General features: G+C 63.5%; 9 protein-coding genes. All 9 read right to left on the bottom strand.

The features are described 5' to 3' along the window. Window positions 1–26: 26 nt before the first annotated feature. Entirely contained in the window at window positions 27–944 is a 918-nt protein-coding gene (locus U5A52_RS05440) for a transcriptional regulator (RefSeq protein WP_321934199.1), read from the bottom strand. A gap of 127 nt (window positions 945–1071) precedes the next feature. After that, entirely contained in the window at window positions 1072–2838 is a 1767-nt protein-coding gene (locus tag U5A52_RS05435) for a hypothetical protein (RefSeq protein WP_321934198.1), read from the bottom strand. 391 nt (window positions 2839–3229) lie between these two features. Then, entirely contained in the window at window positions 3230–3685 is a 456-nt protein-coding gene (locus tag U5A52_RS05430) for a GtrA family protein (protein WP_321934197.1), read from the bottom strand. Further along, window positions 3678–4760: a glycosyltransferase family 2 protein gene (locus tag U5A52_RS05425; protein ID WP_321913025.1), complete on the bottom strand. Its 1083-nt coding sequence runs from the start codon at window positions 4758–4760 to the stop codon at window positions 3678–3680. The genes U5A52_RS05430 and U5A52_RS05425 overlap by 8 nt, the downstream gene beginning before the upstream one ends. 195 nt (window positions 4761–4955) lie before the next feature. Beyond that, window positions 4956–5942 (bottom strand): cupin-like domain-containing protein, encoded by a 987-nt coding sequence (locus U5A52_RS05420; RefSeq protein ID WP_321913024.1) that lies wholly within the window; start codon window positions 5940–5942, stop codon window positions 4956–4958. A gap of 41 nt (window positions 5943–5983) precedes the next feature. After that, window positions 5984–7204, bottom strand: coding sequence for an SGNH/GDSL hydrolase family protein (locus U5A52_RS05415; protein ID WP_321934196.1), 1221 nt, complete (start codon window positions 7202–7204; stop codon window positions 5984–5986). 31 nt (window positions 7205–7235) lie between these two features. After that, window positions 7236–9539, bottom strand: a complete 2304-nt coding sequence (locus U5A52_RS05410) for a condensation domain-containing protein (RefSeq protein ID WP_321934195.1) — start codon at window positions 9537–9539, stop codon at window positions 7236–7238. Between the two features lie 3 nt (window positions 9540–9542). Then, window positions 9543–19466: a non-ribosomal peptide synthetase/type I polyketide synthase gene (locus U5A52_RS05405; protein WP_321934194.1), complete on the bottom strand. Its 9924-nt coding sequence runs from the start codon at window positions 19464–19466 to the stop codon at window positions 9543–9545. 433 nt (window positions 19467–19899) lie between these two features. Next, window positions 19900–20610: a 4'-phosphopantetheinyl transferase family protein gene (locus U5A52_RS05400; RefSeq protein WP_321934193.1), complete on the bottom strand. Its 711-nt coding sequence runs from the start codon at window positions 20608–20610 to the stop codon at window positions 19900–19902. Between the last annotated feature and the right edge of the window lie 433 nt (window positions 20611–21043).

Raw genomic sequence — 21043 nt, 5'->3', positions numbered from 1 at the left:
GAATCACTCCTGGTAAGAACGTAATACTAGTCGCCGCCCCCTTTAAAAGTCGACATCGCAGCTCGCCGGGTGGCATTCACCGCCGAAAACGCTGCGGCCTTGGCGCGATCGCGCACGGCGCTTCGTCCCGGCGGAGTGGGGTTGAGTCCGAGTTTTCGAAGGTAATAGTTGGCCCGATAGACGTCGGCGCGCAAAGTGTTCAGAAACTGGAAATTTACGCTCAAGGTCACCGAGATATTGTCGCCGTTCTTCAGCCAGTGCGGGCAATTGACCGGAACGTGCACGCCGTTTCCGGGAGCCAGTCTGTACGTCTTCGCCCGGTCCTGCAACTCGGGTCGATAGTTCGGCGCGTTGTGGTCGACGGTCCAGAATCGCTCGAGTTCCGCCTCCGGCAGAACCTGCCGGTCTTCCCGATCGAAGACGTACAAATCCTTTTGCCCGTGGATTTGAAGGATGAAATTGCATTCGCGGTCGATGTGATACGCCGTCACCCGCTTCGGTGACGTCACGAAAATAATGAGGTCTTCCCGCTTGATCATGGATTCGATGTCGCCGCCCACCATACCCTTGATTTCCGCCATCGCATGCCTGTACAGCTCGGCGTAGGCAGGATCTTGTTGCGGGCCTCTGAAGATGAACCAGGCGTTGGAATCTTCCAGCTGCTCTAATGCATTCAGCGGCGAGAACGCGCGATTCGTATCATTCCATTTTTGACCAGGCGAGACGTCACCCATGTCGTAGTAGAGGTCAGCTGGACGCGTTTTCAGGGTCCGCTCCGCCAATTCCATCAATTGAGGAAGTTGCAAGAGCGGATGGGATGCCAGATGGTGGGAGACGTCGAAGCTCTTCCGCTCGAAGTTTTCCCGAAACACCGCAGCATCCGCGTCGATCCACTTGTCAGGCAATGTCGCTTCGAGAACCGGGGGAACGGTAGTGGTCTCCATGTGATCGCTCCTTTCAATCTAATGAGGGTTGGGATAAGCAATATCCCTTGGTATTTGGGCACCCAATTGCGTTGGACCGCGCGAAACACGTACAACTCGTTATCTAAAGTCAGTTGCGGCCTGGGGTCTAATTGGCCGCATCGGCGAACCTGTAAAGCCACGCGGGCGTTCCCTTCAGGGCTACCCAGCCAGGGCCGGGTTCAATGTTCGGCATCGCTAGCGACACGACCGCTCGCGCGCCGGTTTGACGGAACGCCTGCATGACCTCATCACGCTGTTGCGCCGTGAGCTGCGTCCAGAATGTCTCACTGAAATTCGGCCAGAGGACTTCGTCTTTGCGGTCAAGGCGGTTGCGGTCCTGGGGCTCGACACGGTACGGGAGACCGCCAAACTCGGCGACGATGCGCAAGCGCGACACGTAGGCCCAGCTGACCCTGACAGTGGGATAGCTATCCCGGATCACAGCGATCGGGTCGCCCGGCTGCAACCCTTGGGCAGTCAGCGCGTCGGCAATCCGCCATTTCGGGTCGTCGTGAAAGTCCGCTTGACGGGCCGCCGCCACGAACGAAGGCCCATCTGTTATTGCGAGTTCTCCGATCAGACCGGCGCTGTAGATGATGGCGAGGGCTGTGGTGAGCAGGCGGCGAGATTGCAGCGTGACATCGAGCAATGGCGCCCACGTGAGAAGCGCAATGACCATAACGAACGCACTGAGGTAGCGATCTTCGACATGAACAATGAAATAGGTGGCAAAGCCGCCGACGGTCGGCAACAGCAATGGCCACGTTCGAATGATTGCCTTGACGAGCGATGCACGCCATGAACGTCTGGCAACGATAAACAAGAGAGCCGCGGCGAGCGAAAGCACCGTTGGATGTTGCTTGATTATCTGCTGCAAGCTCCACAGCGACCGGCCCATTGCGATCAATTGCATTTTCAGGCTGAAGAACGACTTGAAGCCCTTGTACCAATATGCGACGTCGTTATAGGGGGGGTAAGTCGTGTGGAAAGGGGTGCCAAAGCCGAAAGCAGGCAGGCCCGCCACAAGCTGACTGGTCGGATGGATTGGCCGGCCGAACTGCGCCGGGCCGCCCTGCCAATTGGTCAGGTGAGGCAGCTCGTTCACGTGCCAGGGGACATTCAAGGCACCGGAAGCGCCAAGCGTAAATTCCCCATAAGACCAGGAAATCCCCGCGATATAGACGGCAAAGAAAACACCGAAGGTTCCCACAACCGCACCTAACGATTTCCACAAGCCGCCCCTCATGCAGCAGTAGATGAAAAGCGTCAGCAGGAACAGGCAGGCGAATGGAGTGAAGACGCCTTTTACCCAAACGCCGAGACCAAGGACGAGACCAAGCAAAGTCGCAGTGAGCAGGTCCCGACGGCGGATCAGGGAGAGGAGCAGTCCCGAAGCAAGGATAAAGCCCGTGGTCACGAGCAAGTCGGGGCACGCGGCCGAAACGGAGTCCAGCGCCAGACACGCGCCGAGAAAAACGCAAACCCCGATCCAGATCGTAAATGGGTGCTTGCCCAGCGCAATCGAATCAGGCCAAAACAGCGCGAGAGCGCTCCGGATCAGTCCGCGCCAGGCGGCATAAGCAACCAGATAGATGACCCAGTTGATTGCCGTTATGGCATACCACTCACCCTCCGGAGTGGGGGCCGCCAGCGCCCGGGCACCGGCAACCAATGCGGGATATCCTGGATTCCAGAAGGGATTGAAAATCTCGCGCCAATCGAGGTGCGTGACGGCCCAGCTCACATTGAGATAGGAGATCCAGTCGCCATAGTATTGCGTCCGCCCGTAGAGTCCTTCGACGATACCGAGTACGCCGACAACGATCCAGGACAGGATCAGATGCACATTCCCCCGTGACCACTTTATTGTCATGTAGCACCTCCACGCTCGCAGCCAGAAGATCAATCGATAAAGGGTTAGTCGCCCAGTGGTCCAATCAGCGAAACGAGCTGCTAACGCCCAATATCAGTCGAAGTATGAGCACGGGCCGATGATTGCCATGTCGGCCGCGAACGCCGCCAAGATCCGGAACTTTCCCGCGCAGTGTGGCGAACCTCCCGGAATCTGTAGCGTGTGTCTGCACGCCTCGTTCATCGCTCGATGTCGTCCCGGCCGTCGTGTGACAGCAGGGCGTCTCGCTTACGTCCGTGTAGGCAAGTCACGCGACGAATGTAGCCGGTGGATTCGAACCGCTCTGTGCGTTGGGCAACGCGGCTTTCGATCGCGCGAGGCGAATGGGCGTGCGTTGCTCGTTGCGCAACGTTCAGGACGACGATGTGTCGCCTGCCGTCGGGACCTTGGCAGGCGCAGTGGGGGCCGCTGCGGAGAAGCGCCCCTTCTCATTGAACGTCCACGCGGAGTTGAGCAGGTAGGTCAAGCCGAGAACGAGGGCAGTCGTAACCAGCTGGGCAATCAAATAGTTCATACCAAGACTGGTGACGAAGAACTTCATGCACAAGCCGTTCGTGAGCACGCCAAGCAAGGCGATAATGGCGAACTTCGGCGCGGTCGACAGTGGATTGCTTTTGCTTCGGAACGTAATCTGGCGGTTCAGACTGTAGTTGACGATTGCGCCGAAGCTCGCCCCGACCATCGAACTGAGGGCCGGAGAAAAGCCGGAGCGAACCATCGCAACCAGGATCGCATACTGCGTGACAGTGCCGATCGCACCGACGCCCGCATAGACCACAAACCTTCGTGCCGCGCGCAGATCAGGCATCGTTGGGGCCTGCGGATTGATAGCGTCTGCGAATCAGGTAGACCGGCCGGCTCTTCGATTCGTGGTAGATGCGGCCGATGTATTCGCCGAGCACGCCTATGCCGATCAATTGAACCCCGCCGAGCAGAAGGACGGCGGAGATCAGCGAAGCGTAGCCGGGTACGGCGACCCCTTGAATCAGGGTGCGCACAATGAGGAACGACGCATACAGGATAGCGCCAAGCGCCACGAAGCTGCCGACATAGGTCCATACGCGAAGCGGCAGCGTGCTGAAACTCGTGAAGCCCTCCAGGGCGAAGTTCCACAGTTTCCACCCGGAAAACTTCGACCTGCCGGCCAGACGCGGTTCGCGCACGTATTCGACGACCGCAGTCCGGTATCCGACCCAGGCGAACAGGCCTTTCATGAAGCGGCGCGTTTCCGGAAGCTGCTTGAGGGCGTCCACGACCTCACGCGTAATCAAGCGGAAATCACCGACGTTTTCCGGAATCTTCGTGTCGCACATCGCATTGTGTATGCGGTAGAAGATGGCTGCGGTCTGGCGCTTCAGAAAGGAGTCCGTGAGCCGGCTGACGCGTTTGGCGACGACGACGTCATGGCCTTCCCGCCATTTCTCGACCAATAACGGAATGACTTTCGGCGGGTCTTGCAGGTCGGCGTCGAAAGGGATCACGATCGAGCCGCGAGCTTCGTCGAGCCCCGCGGACAGTGCTGCCTCCTTGCCGAAATTGCGCGACAGATCGATGACGCGGATGCGGCTGTCGTCATTGGACCTGGCGATCAGCATGCGCAGCGTGTCGTCGCGGCTGCCGTCGTTGACGCAGACGATCTCGAACTGTGTTCCGTCGATCGCTTCGAGTACGGGAATCACCGCGCTGAAAAACGCCCCGATCATCTCCTCCTCGTTGTAGAACGGCACGACGAGCGACAGAAGGCACGGTTCGTCGACCACGGGCGTTTGCGCGAGCGCCGGATTGGACTGGGCGGTCGTATCGCGCGAAGCGGCCGGCGAGGTTGGCGCTTCCCTCAGAAGCGTCTCCGGAACCAGAAAGTGAGGTCGGCCGACATAGTCCATGGTTACCTCGCGGAGATGCCGCGGTTGTCCGGCTGGTGTAACGGTTTCATCGCAAACGTTGTTCGCGGCTTGCCCCGGCGGTCTGTCCGTTCAGGACTTGCTACAAAGCAGAGCGCCCGAACAGCACGCATTTAAAGTCTAGAGCGATGCGTGCCCGGCGTTCGTGCGCTCGGGCACACTGATCGCCGTAGCGGTTCAGCGTTTGACGAGGCGCAGAACCGCATCCAGCGGGGACTTTAATCGGGTCACCGGCCAGTGAACGACTTCCGAAAAAGTCTTGGGGTCACGGTGTTCCAGCGTCGAGATGACCTTCCTTTTCAGCTTGTCGCGCAACGGCGAAACGCCGGGCGGCAGCGGCTTCAGACCCATCTTGCGCAGAACGTAGTTGGCCTGATAGACCCTGGCGCGTTGCTCCAGCGACTTCATGCAGTAGTTGATGCTGATGCTCACCGAAACATTGTTGTCGTTCTTGACCCAGTGCGGCGCCAATGACGGGTGATGCACTACCTCCCCCGGGTTGAGCCGGAAGATCGTTCCGCGACTCTGCAACTGACAGCGATAGCGCGCCGCTTCGAAGTTGCCGGCGTAGTAACGTTCGACTTCCTGGTCGGGCACCAGCTCGCGATCGGTTGCGGGGAAGAGACAGACGTCCTTCGAACCCTGCAACTGGAAGAGGAAGTTGGTTTCGTGATCGATATGGAAGGGCGTCGAGATATTGGGCGAGGAGACTAACAGTGTCATCGTCACCAGGGTCATGTCGCTGCGCAGCGGGAAACCGGACAAATCCTCGAGCTCGGATGTGATTGCATCCAGGACCTGAGCATAGTCGGCATCGAACAGGTGTGCCTGGGTGAGCTTGATCCATGAGTCGTTTTCGTGAACACGGGCAAACGCCTCGGCCAGCTGCTTGCTATGTGGCATGGCGCTGAACTTGGCATCCAGCGCGCTATTCTTGAAGTTGATCGCGCGAGCGTTGCCGTTCTTTTCGAGCATCAGTTGGGCGAGTTCGGCGACCCTCGGGATCTCGAACAATCCACTCTCATGCAATACGTGATTGAACTTGAATGGATGAAGATTGAAATTGCTTTTGAATTCGGTGCTGGAAGCGTGCAGGATTTTGTCGTCTGAGGTCAGTCGGCGTGATGCATCGGCCAACACCGTACCATCGCTAGTCACAGACATGGCACACCTTCGTAGGTAGGAGGGACACTGCCTGCAGGCTACTATTGCGCCTCTTCACCCGATGTGCGTTGACGAACATCCAAACCCGTTTTGACGTTTACCCGGAACTGGGCGGTTTCCCTGGCTGGTTCATGGCGGGACGCCGACGCTGTGTCAGCGGCTTTGAAGCTGGGTCGCAGAAAATCAACGACCTCGGCATCCGTAATCGGCTTGATGTGCAATCTGAAAGCGTTGTTCAGCGAGACGACGAGGTACTGTGTCCAAAGCGCATTCCAGACTACGCCGGCGTGGCTGTCTGCAAGGAAGACGTTGTGCGGATCGTCGCCGGAGGTATTGGTGATGGCCCAGCCAGGCGACAGGCGAACCGTCTTGTAGTTTGGCCGACCTTGGGCGTCGCGCTGACCCCACATGCTTCTGAACCACGCGTTGTCTTCGAGAACGTAGACATGGCGATCCGCCGCAGCGAGCGCGCGCAAGCCATTGTTGAAGTGCTCGACGCCGGCGTCGATATTGGCTATCTCTCTGGCGGATTGCCAGCTGTCGAACTCGCCCGGCCAATCCGCGCCGCTGGCCGCGGTTGAGAGCACGACATAGGTATCCGGATGATTTATGCGGATCAGCGAGACGGCTTCGCCAATCGACTTGATGCAGGCGTCCATCACGGCTGCGGGGTGCGGTGCAGCGGGATCGCGCGACATCTCGTCGAATAGCTCGTGGCTGCTGAGATCGTTGTCGCCGATGCGAATGAACACGATGCCGCCTCGCCAGGCTTGGGGTTCTGTGTCCATCAAATCGACGAGACGGATGGCCTGGCGCTGCGATTTGCCCATCAGCTGGTCGCAAGTCGCGCCGCTAATCGCGAAGTTATAGCGGTAGTCCACCTTGGGGGGCGTGCGAGAGAGGGAACCGAGGGCTTCCCCGACAATGGCGCGGTACTTGCCTGTGCCCCAGGCGCCCCATTCCCCGAGATCGATCTGGTCACCGCGCAGCTGACCCAGGACCTCGGTCCACTGCCAGGTGGTCGCGCTCCACTTGCCGCCTCGCGTGCCCGGACCACCCGGCGTCAGCGTGTCATGGTACGACTCGCTGTTGGAGTCTCCGAGCACTGCGAGTCGTATCCTGCCGGATGGGGCTTCCGCCGCGACAGCGACAGCAACGGGGGCGCGGCGAAAGAGGCCGGGAAGGGCGAGCCTGGCAAAAAGACCGGCCACGGTCAGCGCGCCGAAGCAGGCGACCAGCAAGAACTTGCGCGAACGGGACATAGGCCAATTACCTTGATGTGACGCATCGAGATCATGGTCCCTCAAGCGCGCTTTCCTGTTTGCCTCGCACGGTTGCGGCCAGACGTTCAAGCAGTTGCTTGCCCATGACAGCAGCGCCGGCCGCGCGGAACATCTGGTTGTGCATGCCGGGAACCTCGGTGACGACCAGCTTGCCGGTGACCACTTCACCCCAACCCATGTCCTGCGCGAACAGGCGGCCCTTGAGCACCTGACCGCTGCGGAAGATCTGGACATTGCCGTCATAGGCCTTCGGGCGATAGCGCACCTGCTGTTCGCGCAGATAGCCGATATTGCGGCCGTACCAGAGGTTGTCGTCGATCATGTTGTTCGCGTTGTCGTTCTTCAAGAGTCCGAACTTCACGGCGAGCTGGGTGAGACGAAGCAGGCGAACCGTGCGAAACTGCTGGAGGAACGCAATCATGGACATCTCGCCGCGCCTTGCGAGGCGATAGTCGCGCGGGATGTCGTCCATGCGCACCTGGAACTTGCGCAACAGGCGATCGTACCAGGGCATCGTCTCCCGGTAACCCGGGCACCAGGAATCGGTGAGCACGACGAGTTCCACCGTTTCGCCCTCGCGGCGCAGCTGGTGGGCCGCTTCCAGCGCCATCGCGCCCAGCACGCAGTAGCCCATGAGGATATAGGGGCCATGCGGCTGGATCAGCCGGATGAGCCGCACGGCGTCCGCGGCGAGATCCTCGAAGGCGCGCAACGGGAAGTTGGGCTGAGGCGTCTTCGGCACCATGGGTACGTCGACAATGGTTCGCTCGTCACCGACCTGTTTGGCCAGCTCATAGAGAACCGCGATGTTGTTGAGCACGATGATGGGCGTTTGCGAACCATCCTCGTTGAATCGCACGATGTTGTGCGCTTTCGCCTCCAGCTCGGCGCGGCTGAGAAAACCGCTCACGCCCACACCGCCCGCAACTTGCGCTGTCTCGCTCCCGGCCGCGGGCGCGAGCGGGCGTTGCGGCATGACTTCTGCCGTTTCCAGTACCTCGCGCCAATTGGCGAGATGCCGGTCGATCGTCTCGATGTCGTAAAGGTCCGTGTCGCCTTCGCAGGAGATGCGCCAGCCTTCCGGGCGCCGCACCATGAAGAAGTTGAGGTCGTAGAGCGCGCCCGCGTTGAAAGAGGGCGAAGTCGTCGCGGCGTAATCCTGGCGGCGCACCTCGTCGCCCATGCCAACGAAGCTTTGCTGCAGAGCGAAGTTGACGGAGCATAGCGGCGGCCGATTCATTTCGGACACTTCGCCCGCCATTTCCATCATCTCTTCGAACGGCAGGTGAAGATGCTCGATGGCGTCGCTGAGCTTGCCGCCGCACTGCGCGGTCACGTCGGCAAGGGTGCTGCCATCGGTCACGTCGAGGCGCAGGATCACCGTGTTGATGAGCGGCCCGACGACGCCCTCGAGTTCCTGCTGATCGCGCACCGACATCTGCGTGCCCATGGCGACTTTGGCCTGGCCGGTCGCCTTTTGCAGTGACATCGCGAGGGCTGCGGCCGCCAAGCTGAAGAGGGTGACGCCTTGCGCCTTGGCGGCCGCGATCAGGTGTTCGCTCAGCGTGTCCGGCAACAGAATGGAGCGAATGACGCCCTGGAAGCGCCGTTCCGATGGCCGGGGGCGATCGCCCGCCACATCGAAACGGCTGAAGCCCTTAAGCTCCTCGCGCCAATGCACGCGAGCGCGATCGATCGCCGCGCTGGCCAGGAACTCGCCCTTCCACAGTGCGTAGTCGCCGTGGTGAAGGTCGACGTCGGGGTGGTCGGGATCGTGGCCCGCGCGCAACGCCGCGAGCCCTTCTACGAGTTCGCGCACGAGGATCGCGAACGACCAGCCGTCCATCACGAGCGAATGGAAGGTCAGCTGCAATTCGCCTTGCGTGCCCGACCTCGGCAACCACACGGCGCGGAAAAACGAGGCGGACGACAACTCGAAAGGCGTGCGGGCCTGCGCTTCACCCACACGCTGCGCCGCGGCGAGCGCCGCCTTTTCGTCCAGACCGCCAAGATCCACGACTTCCAGCCGGAAGGGGGCGCGGCTCCAGACCTGCTGGCGCAGCCCCGCGCCCGTCATCAGAAAGCCGGTGCGCAATATCTCGTGCCGCGCGACCAGTTCGGCTAGCACCTGTTCGATGCTCGCGGCCGTGAGCGGTCCCGACAATTGCAGCCGGAAAGCGATATTGAGCGCGGAGGCCTTCGGCGACGCCTTCTGCTCGTGCCAGTAGCGTACCTGGCAGGCGGTCGCCGGGAACAGGGCATGGCCCGCCTCGACCTCCTGCACAGGCGCGATATTCAAGGCTATCCCGTTCATCGCTCAGGCTCCTTCAGCAATCCTGCGCTTGAAGTTGAGGATCGACGGCCTCGCCACGGCGGGCGCCTCGGCCGGCTCGTCCGTCTGCGTGCCGTCAAGGCTGGCTGCCAACTGCTCGATCGTGACGTTCTTCATGAGCTGGCGAGCATCGACGCCCAGCCCGCGCTCGTTCATCCGCGCGACGATGCGGAACAACTGGAGGCTGTCTGCGCCAAGGCTGAAGAACTTCTGGTCGATGCCGACATGCTGCAGGCCAAGCACATCGCCCCAGATCGCGGCGATCGTGGTCTGCGTCGGCGTCAGCGTCACGGGTTCGGCCACGGCGGCGGTGATCTGCGCCGGTTCGCTCGCCTCGGGTTCGGTGGCCGCGGATTCGACCGGCATCGGCGCTTGCGGCACGACCTTGAGCGCAGCGTGCGGCTGACGCACCGGCGTGGCCACCATGTCCGGCGTCGGCACCGGCAGGGCCTTGCGGTCGAGCTTGCCGTTGCTGGTCTGGGGCAGGGCGTCGAGTGTCATCCACAGCGTCGGCACCATGTAGGACGGCAGCTGACCGGCGACATAGGCCGCGACCGCGCCCTGGTCGGGTTTGTCGGAGCCCGCACCGACGAGGTAGCCCACGAGGCGCGCGCTGTCGCTCACCGTGTGCAGGGCGACGGCGGCTGCGGCAACGCCGGGCGCCTTGCGCAAGGTGGACTCGATTTCCTCGATCTCGATGCGGAAGCCGCGCAGCTTGATCTGCTGGTCGCGGCGGCCCAGATGCTGGAGCGAGCCATCGGCGAGCCGCTTCGCAAGATCGCCGGTACGGTAGAGCCGGCGCGGCGCAGCGCCTTCGATGGCAACCGGTTTGAACGCGGCATCGGTCAGGTCAGGGCGGTTGAAATAGCCCTTTGCCAGGCCTTCGCCGCCAATCCACAGGTCGCCGCTCACGCCTTCCGGCGCCAGATGCAGGTCGTCGGTCAGCACGTGCAGGTCGGTATTGGCGAGCGGCGCGCCGATCACCACGGGTGCGTTCGCAACGACACGCGAGGCTGAAGACCAGATCGTCGTTTCGGTCGGGCCGTAGAGGTTCCAGACCTCAGCGCCGGTCGCGAGCAACTCGTCGGCGAGGTCGCGCGGCAACGGCTCGCCGCCGCACAGGATCTTGAAGCCCTTCGGCGCCTTGAAGCCTGCCTCGAGCAGCATGCGCCACAGCGAAGGCGTCGCCTGGAGAACGGTGGCGGCTTCTTCCCTCAGGCGGGTCACCAGCTCAAAGCCGGTGCGCACTTCTGCGTGCCCGGCGATGAAGGTGCGGCCGCCGGAGATGAGCGGCAAGAACAGTTCGAGACCCGAGATATCGAAGGAGAACGTCGTCACCGCGACGATGCTGTCCCTGACCGAGAAGCCCGGCGCATTCGCCATCGACAACAGGAAGTTGCTCAGCGCGCGGTGGCCGATCTCCACGCCCTTGGGCTGACCCGTCGAGCCCGACGTGAAGATCACGTAGGCCGAATCCGCGTCCGTGACGACGGGCAGCGCGATCGTCTCGTCATCGTCCTGCGCGAGGAGCGCGTCGACGTCCAGCACGCGATGCGCACCCGGTTCCAGCAACGTGAGGCTGGCTTCATCGCTGAGGATGGCGGCGATGTCGGCGCCATCGAGAATCTGGCGCAGACGTGCAGGCGGCATCGTCATGTCGAGCGGCACATAGGCGCAGCCGGCGCGCCATACGCCGATCATCGCGGCGACGGTCGTCGCAGTGCGCTCCATCGCGATGGCGACGCGTCCGCCTGAGGCGATTCCCGCGGCCATCAGCCGGCGGGCGATCTGGCTCGCGCGCGCATCGAGTTCGCCATACGTCAGGCTCGTCGACTCGTCCGACACGGCCGTCGTATCCGGGGCTTGCCAGGCCTGCGCGGCGATCAGCGCCGGGGTCGTCTGCGAGAGATCGTAGTCACGCTGCGACGCGTTCAGTTCGTCACGCAGATGGTGGATTTCGGCATCGCTGAGCAGCGGCAGCGCGGCGACCGGCGTTTCGGCATCGCGTGCGATCGCGCTCAGCAAGGTTTCGTAGTAGCCGAGCCAGCGCTGGATCGTCGTTTCGTCATAGACGTCGGTGTTGAAGTCGCAATCGAGACGCAGACCTTGTGCCGATTCGATCACGTTCAGGAACAGATCGAAGTTGCTGTACGCCTTGGCGTTCGGCGTGAAGTGCGTGGTCACGCCGGCCATGTCGAGTTCGCCGTCGACCTTTTCCAGATTGAACTGCAGATCGGTCAGCGGCAGCCGGTTCAGATCGCGCTTGATGCCGAGATCGCGCACGAGCGCACCGTACGTGTAGTTCTGCCGGTCGCCAGCATCGTAGAGGTGATCGCGCACCGCCTTCATGTGTGCGGCGAAAGGCTTTTCGCGGTCGAACTTCACGCGCAGCGGCAGGAAGTTGACGCAGTGGCCGACCAGCAGCGCTTCGCCGGCTTGCGACTGGCCGGCCATCGGTGCGGCGATGACCACGTCGTCATTGCCGGACAAACGGCCGAACAGCACCTGGGCCGCGCCGAACAGCGTGGCGAACAGCGAGCAGCCCTGCTTCGAGGAAGCGGTCTTGACCTGCTTGAGAAGGTCGGCTCCCAGATGGCGGGTCGTCGAGGCGCCATTGAAGCTCTTGCGTTCGGGGCGCGGGCGATCGCCGGGCAAGTCGGGCTGCGGCGCCGGCTCGCGATGGACGTTCATCCAGAAGTCGCGCGTTTCCTTGTCCACGCCGATCGCGTCCTGCTCCTTGGCGAAGGCGAGGAAGCTTTGCACTTCGTCCAGTTCCGGCTGCGTGCCCCAGACTTCCGCCGCATAGAGGGCGGCCAGGTCGCGCAGGATGATGTTGATCGACCAGCCGTCGCAGACGATGTGATGTGCCGTGAACACGAACGCCCACTTTTGCGCTTCCAGGCGCACCAGCGCGGCGCGCGCGAGCGGGGCGCGGGTGAGATCGAAGACCTCGCGGGCTTCCGCGTCGATGATGGCCTTGAGCTCGCTCGCCGGATCGGCGTGGCCGGAAAGGTCGATCGGGACCAGCGCAACGGTCGTCGCCGCGTCTGCGAACATCGTGTCGCCGACGCGCGAGAAGTGGACGCGCAACGCATCGTGGCGGGCCACGGTCGCGGCGAAGGCGCGTTCGAACGCGGCCTCGTTCAACTTGCCGTTGAGTTCGAGCGTGAACGACTCATTGAACGCGAGCGAGGCTTCGTGGCCTTGCTGAGCCGACATCCAGATTTCCTTCTGGGGCTCGGTGAGTGCAGACTGCGTGAGCGGCGGTTCGGCCGGCGTATGCGCCGCGGCGTCCAGCGCGCCGCCGAGAATGCCGACGCGCTGGAGCGCGTCGATGCTCGCGATGAAGGCGTCGCCGATCTTGCGGATGTCCTCGTCCGAATGGCTCGTCGTCAGGAAGCAAGGGAAGCCTTCCATGATATGCACGCCGAGGTAGCGCATGTACGGATAGAAGAGGCTGCCGAGGCGATCTTCGCCCGCGAGATTCACATAGAACCAGCTCGAGAAGGACTCCGCCCGCGCGGCGATGCCGACTTTCTCCAGATGCGCGTTGACGCGCTGCACGAGTCCTTCCATGCGTGCACCGAGCCCTTCCTGCAGCGCCGGGCCAGCCTCCTTGAGGTGCAGGAGGACGGCCTTCATGGCGGCGAGCACCACGGGGTGGCGCACGAACGTGCCCGCGAAGAACGTAGGCGGAACTTCGGGTACCGAAGCATCGCCGAATTGCCACTGACCGCCGTCGAGCGCATCCATGTACTGCGTGGTGCCTGCCAGCACGCCGATGGGCAGGCCGCCGCCGACCACCTTGCCATAGGTCGCCATGTCGCCCTGGATGCCCCACAGGCCCTGCATGCCGGCGGGATGCACGCGAAAGCCCGTCACGACCTCGTCGAAGATGAGGGCCGAGTCATTGGCCGCCGTGACGTCGCGCAGCTGCTGCACGAACTCCTTGGGGCGCAAGTTGGGATGGCGCGACTGCACGGGCTCGATCAGCACCGCTGCGATATCGTCGATATTGGCCTTGATCCATTCGAGGCTTTCGGGACGGGCATAGGGCAGCACGACCATGTTGCCCACGGAGGTCTGCGGAATTCCCGGGGCGAGCGGGAACGCGCGCGGCACGCCCGCTTCGCTGCCGGGCTTCACGAGCACTTCGTCGAACTGGCCGTGATAGTCGCCGTCGAAGCAGACGACCTTGTCCTTGCCGGTCACCGTGCGCGCGAGGCGCATCGCCGCCATCACGGCTTCCGAGCCGGTATTGCAGAACGTGACGCGCTCATGGCCCGTCATGTCGGAGAACATCTGGGCGACTTCGCCTGCAAGCGGCGACTGCGGTCCAATCGCAAAGCCTTCCTCCAGTTGCGCGTTGACCGCGGCGACCACGAAATCGGGCGTGTGGCCGAATGCGGTCTGGCCGTAGCCGTTGACCACGTCGATATATTCATTGCCGTCTACGTCCCAGATCTTCGAGCCCTTCGAGCGCTGGGCGACGATCGGATAGACAAGCTCCTTCCATTCCTCGCGGAAGCCGCTGGCGGTGCGCGGGTCGGCAAGCACCGCCCGGTAGGACTGCGTACGCGCCTTGGAGGTGGCCGTTTTGGCCGAGTAGCGCGCCGCGAGATCGGTGATGAACGCCTTCTGGGCGTCGGTCATCTGGGCCGAGTGCGAGGCGCCCGGCTTGTAGGCGGTAAAGCGCGACGGGCGATTTTCCTCGAACTTGATTTCGGGACCGGCGGCGGCGCGCGCGGGCGCTGCGGCTGCCACGGCCGGGGCGGAGACGGTGGGCGCTGCGGCCGGCGCGGAGATCTGCACCGCTACGGGTTGCTGGACGGCCAGCGGCGCGCCTTGCAGCACTTCGAGCTGGCGCGCCATCACGGACTGCATGGCGGCGAGCTGGTCGCGGATCACCGACTGGAGGTCGCCCGTGGCCGGCGCAACAAGCGCTTGCACTGCGACGGGCGCGCTGACCTGCACTGCCGCAACGGCGGCAGGCGCGGCGACCGCTTGAGCGGCGACAGCGACCGGCGCGGGAGCTGCCTCGGCAGGCACTTCCGGGTCAGGCGGCATCGCGCCATCGAGGAACTGCGCGAGGGCGGGCAGCGTCGGATAGTCGCTCATGATCTGCCGGAAGCTGATCGTGACGTCGTAGCGGCGGCGCAGTTGCCGGGAGACTTGCCCCATGAACAGCGAGTCGTAACCGAGATCCCAGAACGTCACGTCCGGGTTGGACGTATCCGGTGCTTCGCCGGACATCTCGGCAAGCAGTGACGCGAGTTCGGCAATGAGACGCGGTTTGCGGTCGATTTGGACGGTCTGGGTCATGGCGGTCTGTGGAATATCGTTTAGGGCTTCGGACGAGGCTTGCGCGGCAATCGCCGGGGCAACGGTCGTTGGCTGACGTGAAGAGGCGGTTGCCGGGGCGTCAATCCAGTGCCGTTCCGGCTCGAAGGGATAAGTCGGTAGCGAAACGCGGCGGCCCGTTTCAGCCCGCAGCGCTTTCCAGCTCGGCTTGACGCCGTTCAGCCACAGGCGCCCGGTCGCCTCGGCGAGCACGGCAAGCTCGCGCTCGCGTGTCGCGAAGTCGGGCAGCGAGGCAATCGCGCCCTGATGCCGGTCCTTGGGCAAGCCCTGCAGGACGAAGGTCGAGAGCGTGCGGCCGGGACCGATTTCAAGCAGAAGAGGCTTGCCCTCTGCCGTGACCGTGGCGAGCGCGTCGCTAAAGCGCACGACATTGCGGCAGTGGCTCGCCCAGTACTGTCCCGACACCGGCTGATCCATCGACGCCCATTGCCCGGTGACGGAAGACACGTACGGGATCTTGGGCCTCGCGAAAGCAAGGCTGTTCGCTACCTTGGCCAGATCGTCGACGACGCCGGACATCATGCGCGAGTGGAACGCGTGCGACGTGTGCAAACGTCGATGCTCGATATCGCGTGCCTTGAGCGTGGTCTCGAATGCCTCGATGGCCGCGAAGGGGCCGGCCACGACGCTGAGCGTCGGCGCATTGAGCGCGGCGAGATCGACGTCGCCGGGCAACATGGGGCTGAGTTCCGCCTCCGGGAGACGCACGACCAGCATCGCGCCCGGTTCGGCCGACTGCATGAGCGCGCCGCGCTGTGCGATGAGGCGCAGCGCATCCTCGAACGCGATCGCCTCGGCCACGCAAGCGGCGACCAGCTCGCCCACGCTATGACCGATCATGGCCGCCGGCTTGATGCCGCGCGACATCCACAACTGCGCCAGCGCATATTCGACCAGGAAAAGCGCGGGCTGCGCATAGATCGTCGAGCGGATGGGGTGCGGGGTGTCGTCGCCCTCCGGCGCCTCGCTCAGCAGCAGCGTGCGGATGTCCAGCCCGAGATGCGGCGCCAGCGCCTCGGCGCCCTTGTCGATCCACTCGCGATAGACCGGCTCGGCGCGATAGAGCGCGGCTCCCATGCCCGGATACTGCGCGCCCTGGCCGGGAAACATGAAGACGACCGCAGGCGCGGCCTGGGGCGCCTGTGCTTCGATTGCGCCTTTCTGGAGCTTGGCCTGGGCCTGTTCCACGCTCTCGGCGACGACGACGGCGCGGTGCGCGAAATCGCGGCGTCCCGTTTGCAGCGTCGCGGCCACGTCGGCCAGTGCGATTTCCGGATGGCTCGCGAGATGCGTGGCGAGATTCGCCTTCGCGCGTTCGAGCGCCGCCGTGCTGCGGGCCGATAGCGGCAGGATCTGGAGTCCTTCGCTTTGCTCGCCCGAGGCGTCGCGGCAAGGCGCCTCCTCGAGCACCACATGGACGTTCGTCCCGCCGACGCCGAGGGAACTCACACCGGCGCGGCGCGGCGCGGCGCCGTCAGTCCAGGGGCGCGCCGCCACGTTGAAGTAGAACGGGCTGTTCGCGAGGTCGATGCCGGGATTGGGCGAGCGGAAATGCGTGAGCGGCGGCAACGTGCGGTTGCGCAGGGCGAGCGACGCGGCGATGAAACCCGTCACGCCCGCGGCCGCGTCGAGGTGCCCGACATTGGCCTTCGCCGAGCCGAGCGCGCAGAACTGGCCGCCTTCTGCGCCACCGAGCCGGAAAGCCTGCACGAGGCCCGCAAATTCAATCGGATCGCCGAGCGGCGTTGCCGTGCCATGGGCCTCGACATAGCCGATCGAGGCCGGATCGATGCCCGCTTCAGCGTGCGCGATGGCGACGGCGCGTGCCTGGGCGTCGACGCTCGGCGCGGTGAAGCCGACCTTGTCGGAACCGTCGTTGTTGATGCCCACGCCGCGGATCACGGCGTAGATCGAATCGTCGTCGGCGATGGCGTCTTCGAGCCGTTTGAGCAAGACGACGCCCGCACCGCTGCCGAACACCGTGCCCTTTGCGTCGGCATCGAACGGGCGGCACACGCCGTCGGGCGCGCCCATGCCGCCTTCTTCATAGAAGTAGCCGCGCTTTTGCGGGAACGTGATCGAGACGCCACCGGCCAGCGCCATGTCGCAGCGACCGGCGCGAAGGTTCTCGACGGCGAGGCTGATCGCGGTGAGCGAAGTGGAGCATGCCGTCTGCACGGAGACGGCCGGTCCCGTGAGCCCGAGCTTGTACGCGGTGCGGGTGGCGACGAAATCACCGGCCCCAACGAGCTTCTGATACTCGCCGATCTGGAACTGGCTCGTGAATTCGTCGATGACCCCGCGATCGGACAGGATGTGCTTGAGGAAGTAGGTGTTCATCGACGTGCCGGCGAACACGCCGACCGCGCCGGCGATCGTCGCCGGGTCGTAGCCGGCATCTTCGAACGCTTCCCACGCAATCTGGAGGAAGAGCCGCTGCTGCGGGTCGGTCAGCGCCGACTCGCGCGCCAGCATGCCAAAGAAGCCCGCATCGAAGTGGTCGACATCCGTGAGTATCGGACGTGCCTTGACGTAGCTCTTATCGCGGCGCAAGCCGTCGTCGAAGCTGTCTTCGAGTTCCGCCACGTCGAAATGCGTGACGCAGTCGCGTCCCGCGAGAATGTTGGCCCAAAGTTCGGAGACATTGCGTGCGCCCGGAAACCGTCCGGACATGCCGACGACGGCGATGGCGCCGCTTTGCACGCCGCGGCGTTGACGGATTGGCGCTGTGTTCTCGAGCGGGAGCGTCGTGCGCAGATGCGAAGCCAGTGCCTCGACATTGGGATGGCGGAAGAGATCCACCAGCGCGACCTTGGCGGCGACGTCTCGCGCGATGATGGCGTGCGCGCGCATCATATCGAGCGAACGCAAGCCGAGATCAAAGAAGTTCGAGCGCCGATCGACGGGCTTGCCGAGGAGGCCTTCGAATACGGACGCGAGCTTGTCGGCAACGTCGTCGTCCACCGGAGAGGGCTGCGCCGATGATTCGGATTGCGTATCGATAGTCGCAAGCAGCGCTTTGCGGTTGATCTTGCCGTTGGGCGTCAGCGGGAAATCCGGCAGCACGCGCAGCTCCGTCGGCATCATGTAATCGGGCAGGGCGGACTTGAGATACGCGCGAATTGAGTTCAGAAGACCTGCGGCGTCGGCGGCGTCGGCCTTCACGAAGCCCGCGATGGCCTTGCCGTTGCGTCCTTCGAACGCCGCCACGGCCGCATCTGCGACGCCGGGCGCCACGCGCAACGCATGTTCGATTTCGTCGAGTTCGATGCGTTTGCCCGCAATCTTGATCTGCCGGTCGTTGCGGCCGAGAAATTCGATGGCCCCGTCCGGGCGGCGGCGCACGAGGTCGCCGGTGCGGTAGAGTCTGGCGCCAGGGGCGAAAACGTCGTCGACGAACTTCTCGGCCGTCAGTTCGGGGCGGTTGAGATAGCCGAGCGCGACACCGTCACCGCCCGCGACCAGCTCGCCGACTTCGCCATCGGCAACCGGCGCGAGCTTGTCGTCCACGATGTAGGCGCTCGTGCCCGCGATGGCGTAGCCGATGGGAATGGCCTCGCCATGCGCGAGCGACTCACCGTCGCGCGCAATGCGGTAGCAGCAGGTAAAGGTCGTGTTCTCGGTCGGGCCGTACCCGTTGATGATCTGCAGACCCGGGTGGGCCTCCATGACCTTGCGTACATGGACGGGGGACAGCACGTCCCCGCCCGTCAGCGCCTCCTTGAGCGGAAGAAAGGCTTCCAGCCGATAGTCGGCGAGCGCATTGAAGAGGCCAGCCGTGAACCAGGCGCTGGTAGCGCCGAGTCGCGCTATCTCGGACGCGATCGTGTCGAGAGAGGGCTGGACCTCGTTGATGATGGCGGCGCAGCCGCCGTTCAGGAGCGGTCCCCAGATCTCGAGCGTGCTCGCATCGAAGGCGAGCGGCGCGAGGTTGAGGAAGCGCGTGTCCGGCGAAAGCTCGGTGAACGTCTGGCCCTGCACGAGGCGCAGAATCGCACGGTGCGGCACGATCACGCCCTTGGGCTTGCCGGTCGAGCCGGAGGTGTACATCACGTAGGCAGCGTCGTCACGATTGCAGGCATGGAGCGCAGCGGGCTGCGCGGCCTCCGCAGCCGCCACGACATGTTCGAGATCGGCCGTGACGCCGTTCAGCTCGCCAACGCTGGCGAGCGCTGCCGCCTCGGCGATGATGAGCTTGGGCGAGCAATCGGAAACGATGAAGTCGAGCTGCGCCTTGGGGTAGGCGCGGTCCAGCGGCACGTAGACGGCGCCCAGACGCAGGATCGCCAGCATCAAAGCCAGCGTGTCGCGGCTGCGCGAAACCATGATCGCGCAGCGATCGCCCGGCTCCAGTCCCATTTCGTGCAGGACGGTGGCGAGCCGCGCCGAACGTTCGCCAAGGGCGGCATACTGTTCCTCGCCCGTGGCGTCAATCACAGCAAGATGATTGCCGAACCCGGCACATATGGCATCGAAGCGCGCTGCCACGCCAGGCACATGATCGGTCCCGCCCGGCAAAACGCCTGAAAGTCCATCTCTGTGTGACATTTGCTACTCCCCCACAATTTTGACGAAGGTCCGGTGCTGAGCAGGCTTGGCGAAGAACTCGCGGCGCTTGCGCAGAACGGCGTCCGGTCACGGGAAGCGCAAGCGGCAGGTGGCTTTGCGCACCTGGCTTGTGTCCCAACTTTGAAATTTGCTGTAGGAGGAAGTTAATCTTCCGCGGGATACCTATCCGTTCGCCGTCGCACACACGATGTGCTGCAGCAACACATTGCAGCGGGGTGGCACGGGTGCGTCGGCGCGCAGGCTTGCGCCCCGCCTGCCGCCGTGCGGGTGGGTTTGGCGACGATCGCGGCATTGGCCGAGTGCGTGTTGCATCGAGGCGAGGACTGGCAATTCGTGTGCGGCGTTGTGCGTGGCAACAACTCGATCGAACCGCTGGGCGGGACGAGAGGAGTTCGTCCGAGCCCTTGTCGGGTCAGTTCATGTGGATGACCGACCAGCCAGTTTGGCGCGCCGCTACCGCTCCCGCGCAGGCCGGACCGGGTGACAGCGCGCGAACGCGCCAATGCGAAGCTTCGTCCGCCGCACCCCCGACGAAGCGGGGCATGGTGTCGCCATGATCGGAAAGATCGAACTCAAAATGCTCGGGCGGCAGGATGAAGCCTGTACCGAGAGCTTTCAGGCTGGCCTCCTTGCGCGCCCAGGTTTCAAAGAAGACCGTTTGCTGTTCTGATGGCGGGAGCGCGTCGAATTGTTCACGCTCCCGTGAGGAGAACACCTGGAGCGGCATGCTTTCCTCGATCGGGCGTATCTGTTCTACGTCGATACCTACCTCGAAACCGCCCGAAACGGCGAGCGCCGCCGTATTCTCGCTGTGGCTCAGGTTGAAGCAGATCCTCCATCCAACGGGTTGGTTCGTGCAAAATGGTTTGCCTTCCGAACCATATTCGAGTGCGACCGCCTGTGGGGGGAGCGCGAGATAGCGGCCGAGGATCTGTCTGAGTTTTCCCCTCCCGGTCACGTAGCGGCGGCGATGCAGCTCGAAGCGAAAGTTGCCGGCGCGCTCGTGCTCTTGCATGGATAGCATGTCCCGGTGCCGGTCAAATTCGCCACCGCAGGCATCGAGGTCCCATTGCCAGACATGGACTTCCTGCATGGTTGGCGGCGTGAGTGGCGGCGTGGACATGGATAGCCTGATTCGAATTGCAGTGGGAAATGTCGACTCGATGAGGTGCGACATAGGGCGACGCGCTATCCGTTTGAGTCACGCATTGCGAACCATGCACGCCGGTTGCATTGCCGCCTGGTCGAGGAGCGGCTGACGCACGAGTGAATGTACACATACAACTCTCGTGGATTTGTTGGGCAACCCACGGAACGATACCAGGGACACGTCCTACGATCTGTCAGAGCGTGATGCAATTACGCTGCACGGCGTGCGTGTGTGCGTGCGTGCGCGTTTTGCGCTAGCGCCAGTACATAGCGGCAACGAAGGCGTATTGCGACGTGCCAGGTATCGCAGCGTGCTGTTTCAGGACACGCTCAAGCGTATGGCAACGTTCGCCGACAAGCCGTCGCGGCAATTGTCGAAATATGGCGCCGGCATAAGACCTGTGAGG

Origin of the sequence: Paraburkholderia sp. J8-2, assembly GCF_905220195.1 — a bacterium.
Taxonomy (GTDB): Bacteria; Pseudomonadota; Gammaproteobacteria; order Burkholderiales; family Burkholderiaceae; genus Paraburkholderia.
The sequence above is the reverse complement of the archived record's forward strand: the minus strand, read 5'-3'. Positions and strand labels throughout refer to the sequence as shown.

Coding starts and splice junctions, on each gene's coding strand:
- U5A52_RS05440 (WP_321934199.1), bottom strand. CDS start 944: ATGGAGACCACTACCGTTCCCCCGGTTCTCGAAGCGACATTGCCTGAC.
- U5A52_RS05435 (WP_321934198.1), bottom strand. CDS start 2,838: ATGACAATAAAGTGGTCACGGGGGAATGTGCATCTGATCCTGTCCTGG.
- U5A52_RS05430 (WP_321934197.1), bottom strand. CDS start 3,685: ATGCCTGATCTGCGCGCGGCACGAAGGTTTGTGGTCTATGCGGGCGTC.
- U5A52_RS05425 (WP_321913025.1), bottom strand. CDS start 4,760: ATGGACTATGTCGGCCGACCTCACTTTCTGGTTCCGGAGACGCTTCTG.
- U5A52_RS05420 (WP_321913024.1), bottom strand. CDS start 5,942: ATGTCTGTGACTAGCGATGGTACGGTGTTGGCCGATGCATCACGCCGA.
- U5A52_RS05415 (WP_321934196.1), bottom strand. CDS start 7,204: ATGTCCCGTTCGCGCAAGTTCTTGCTGGTCGCCTGCTTCGGCGCGCTG.
- U5A52_RS05410 (WP_321934195.1), bottom strand. CDS start 9,539: ATGAACGGGATAGCCTTGAATATCGCGCCTGTGCAGGAGGTCGAGGCG.
- U5A52_RS05405 (WP_321934194.1), bottom strand. CDS start 19,466: ATGTCACACAGAGATGGACTTTCAGGCGTTTTGCCGGGCGGGACCGAT.
- U5A52_RS05400 (WP_321934193.1), bottom strand. CDS start 20,610: ATGTCCACGCCGCCACTCACGCCGCCAACCATGCAGGAAGTCCATGTC.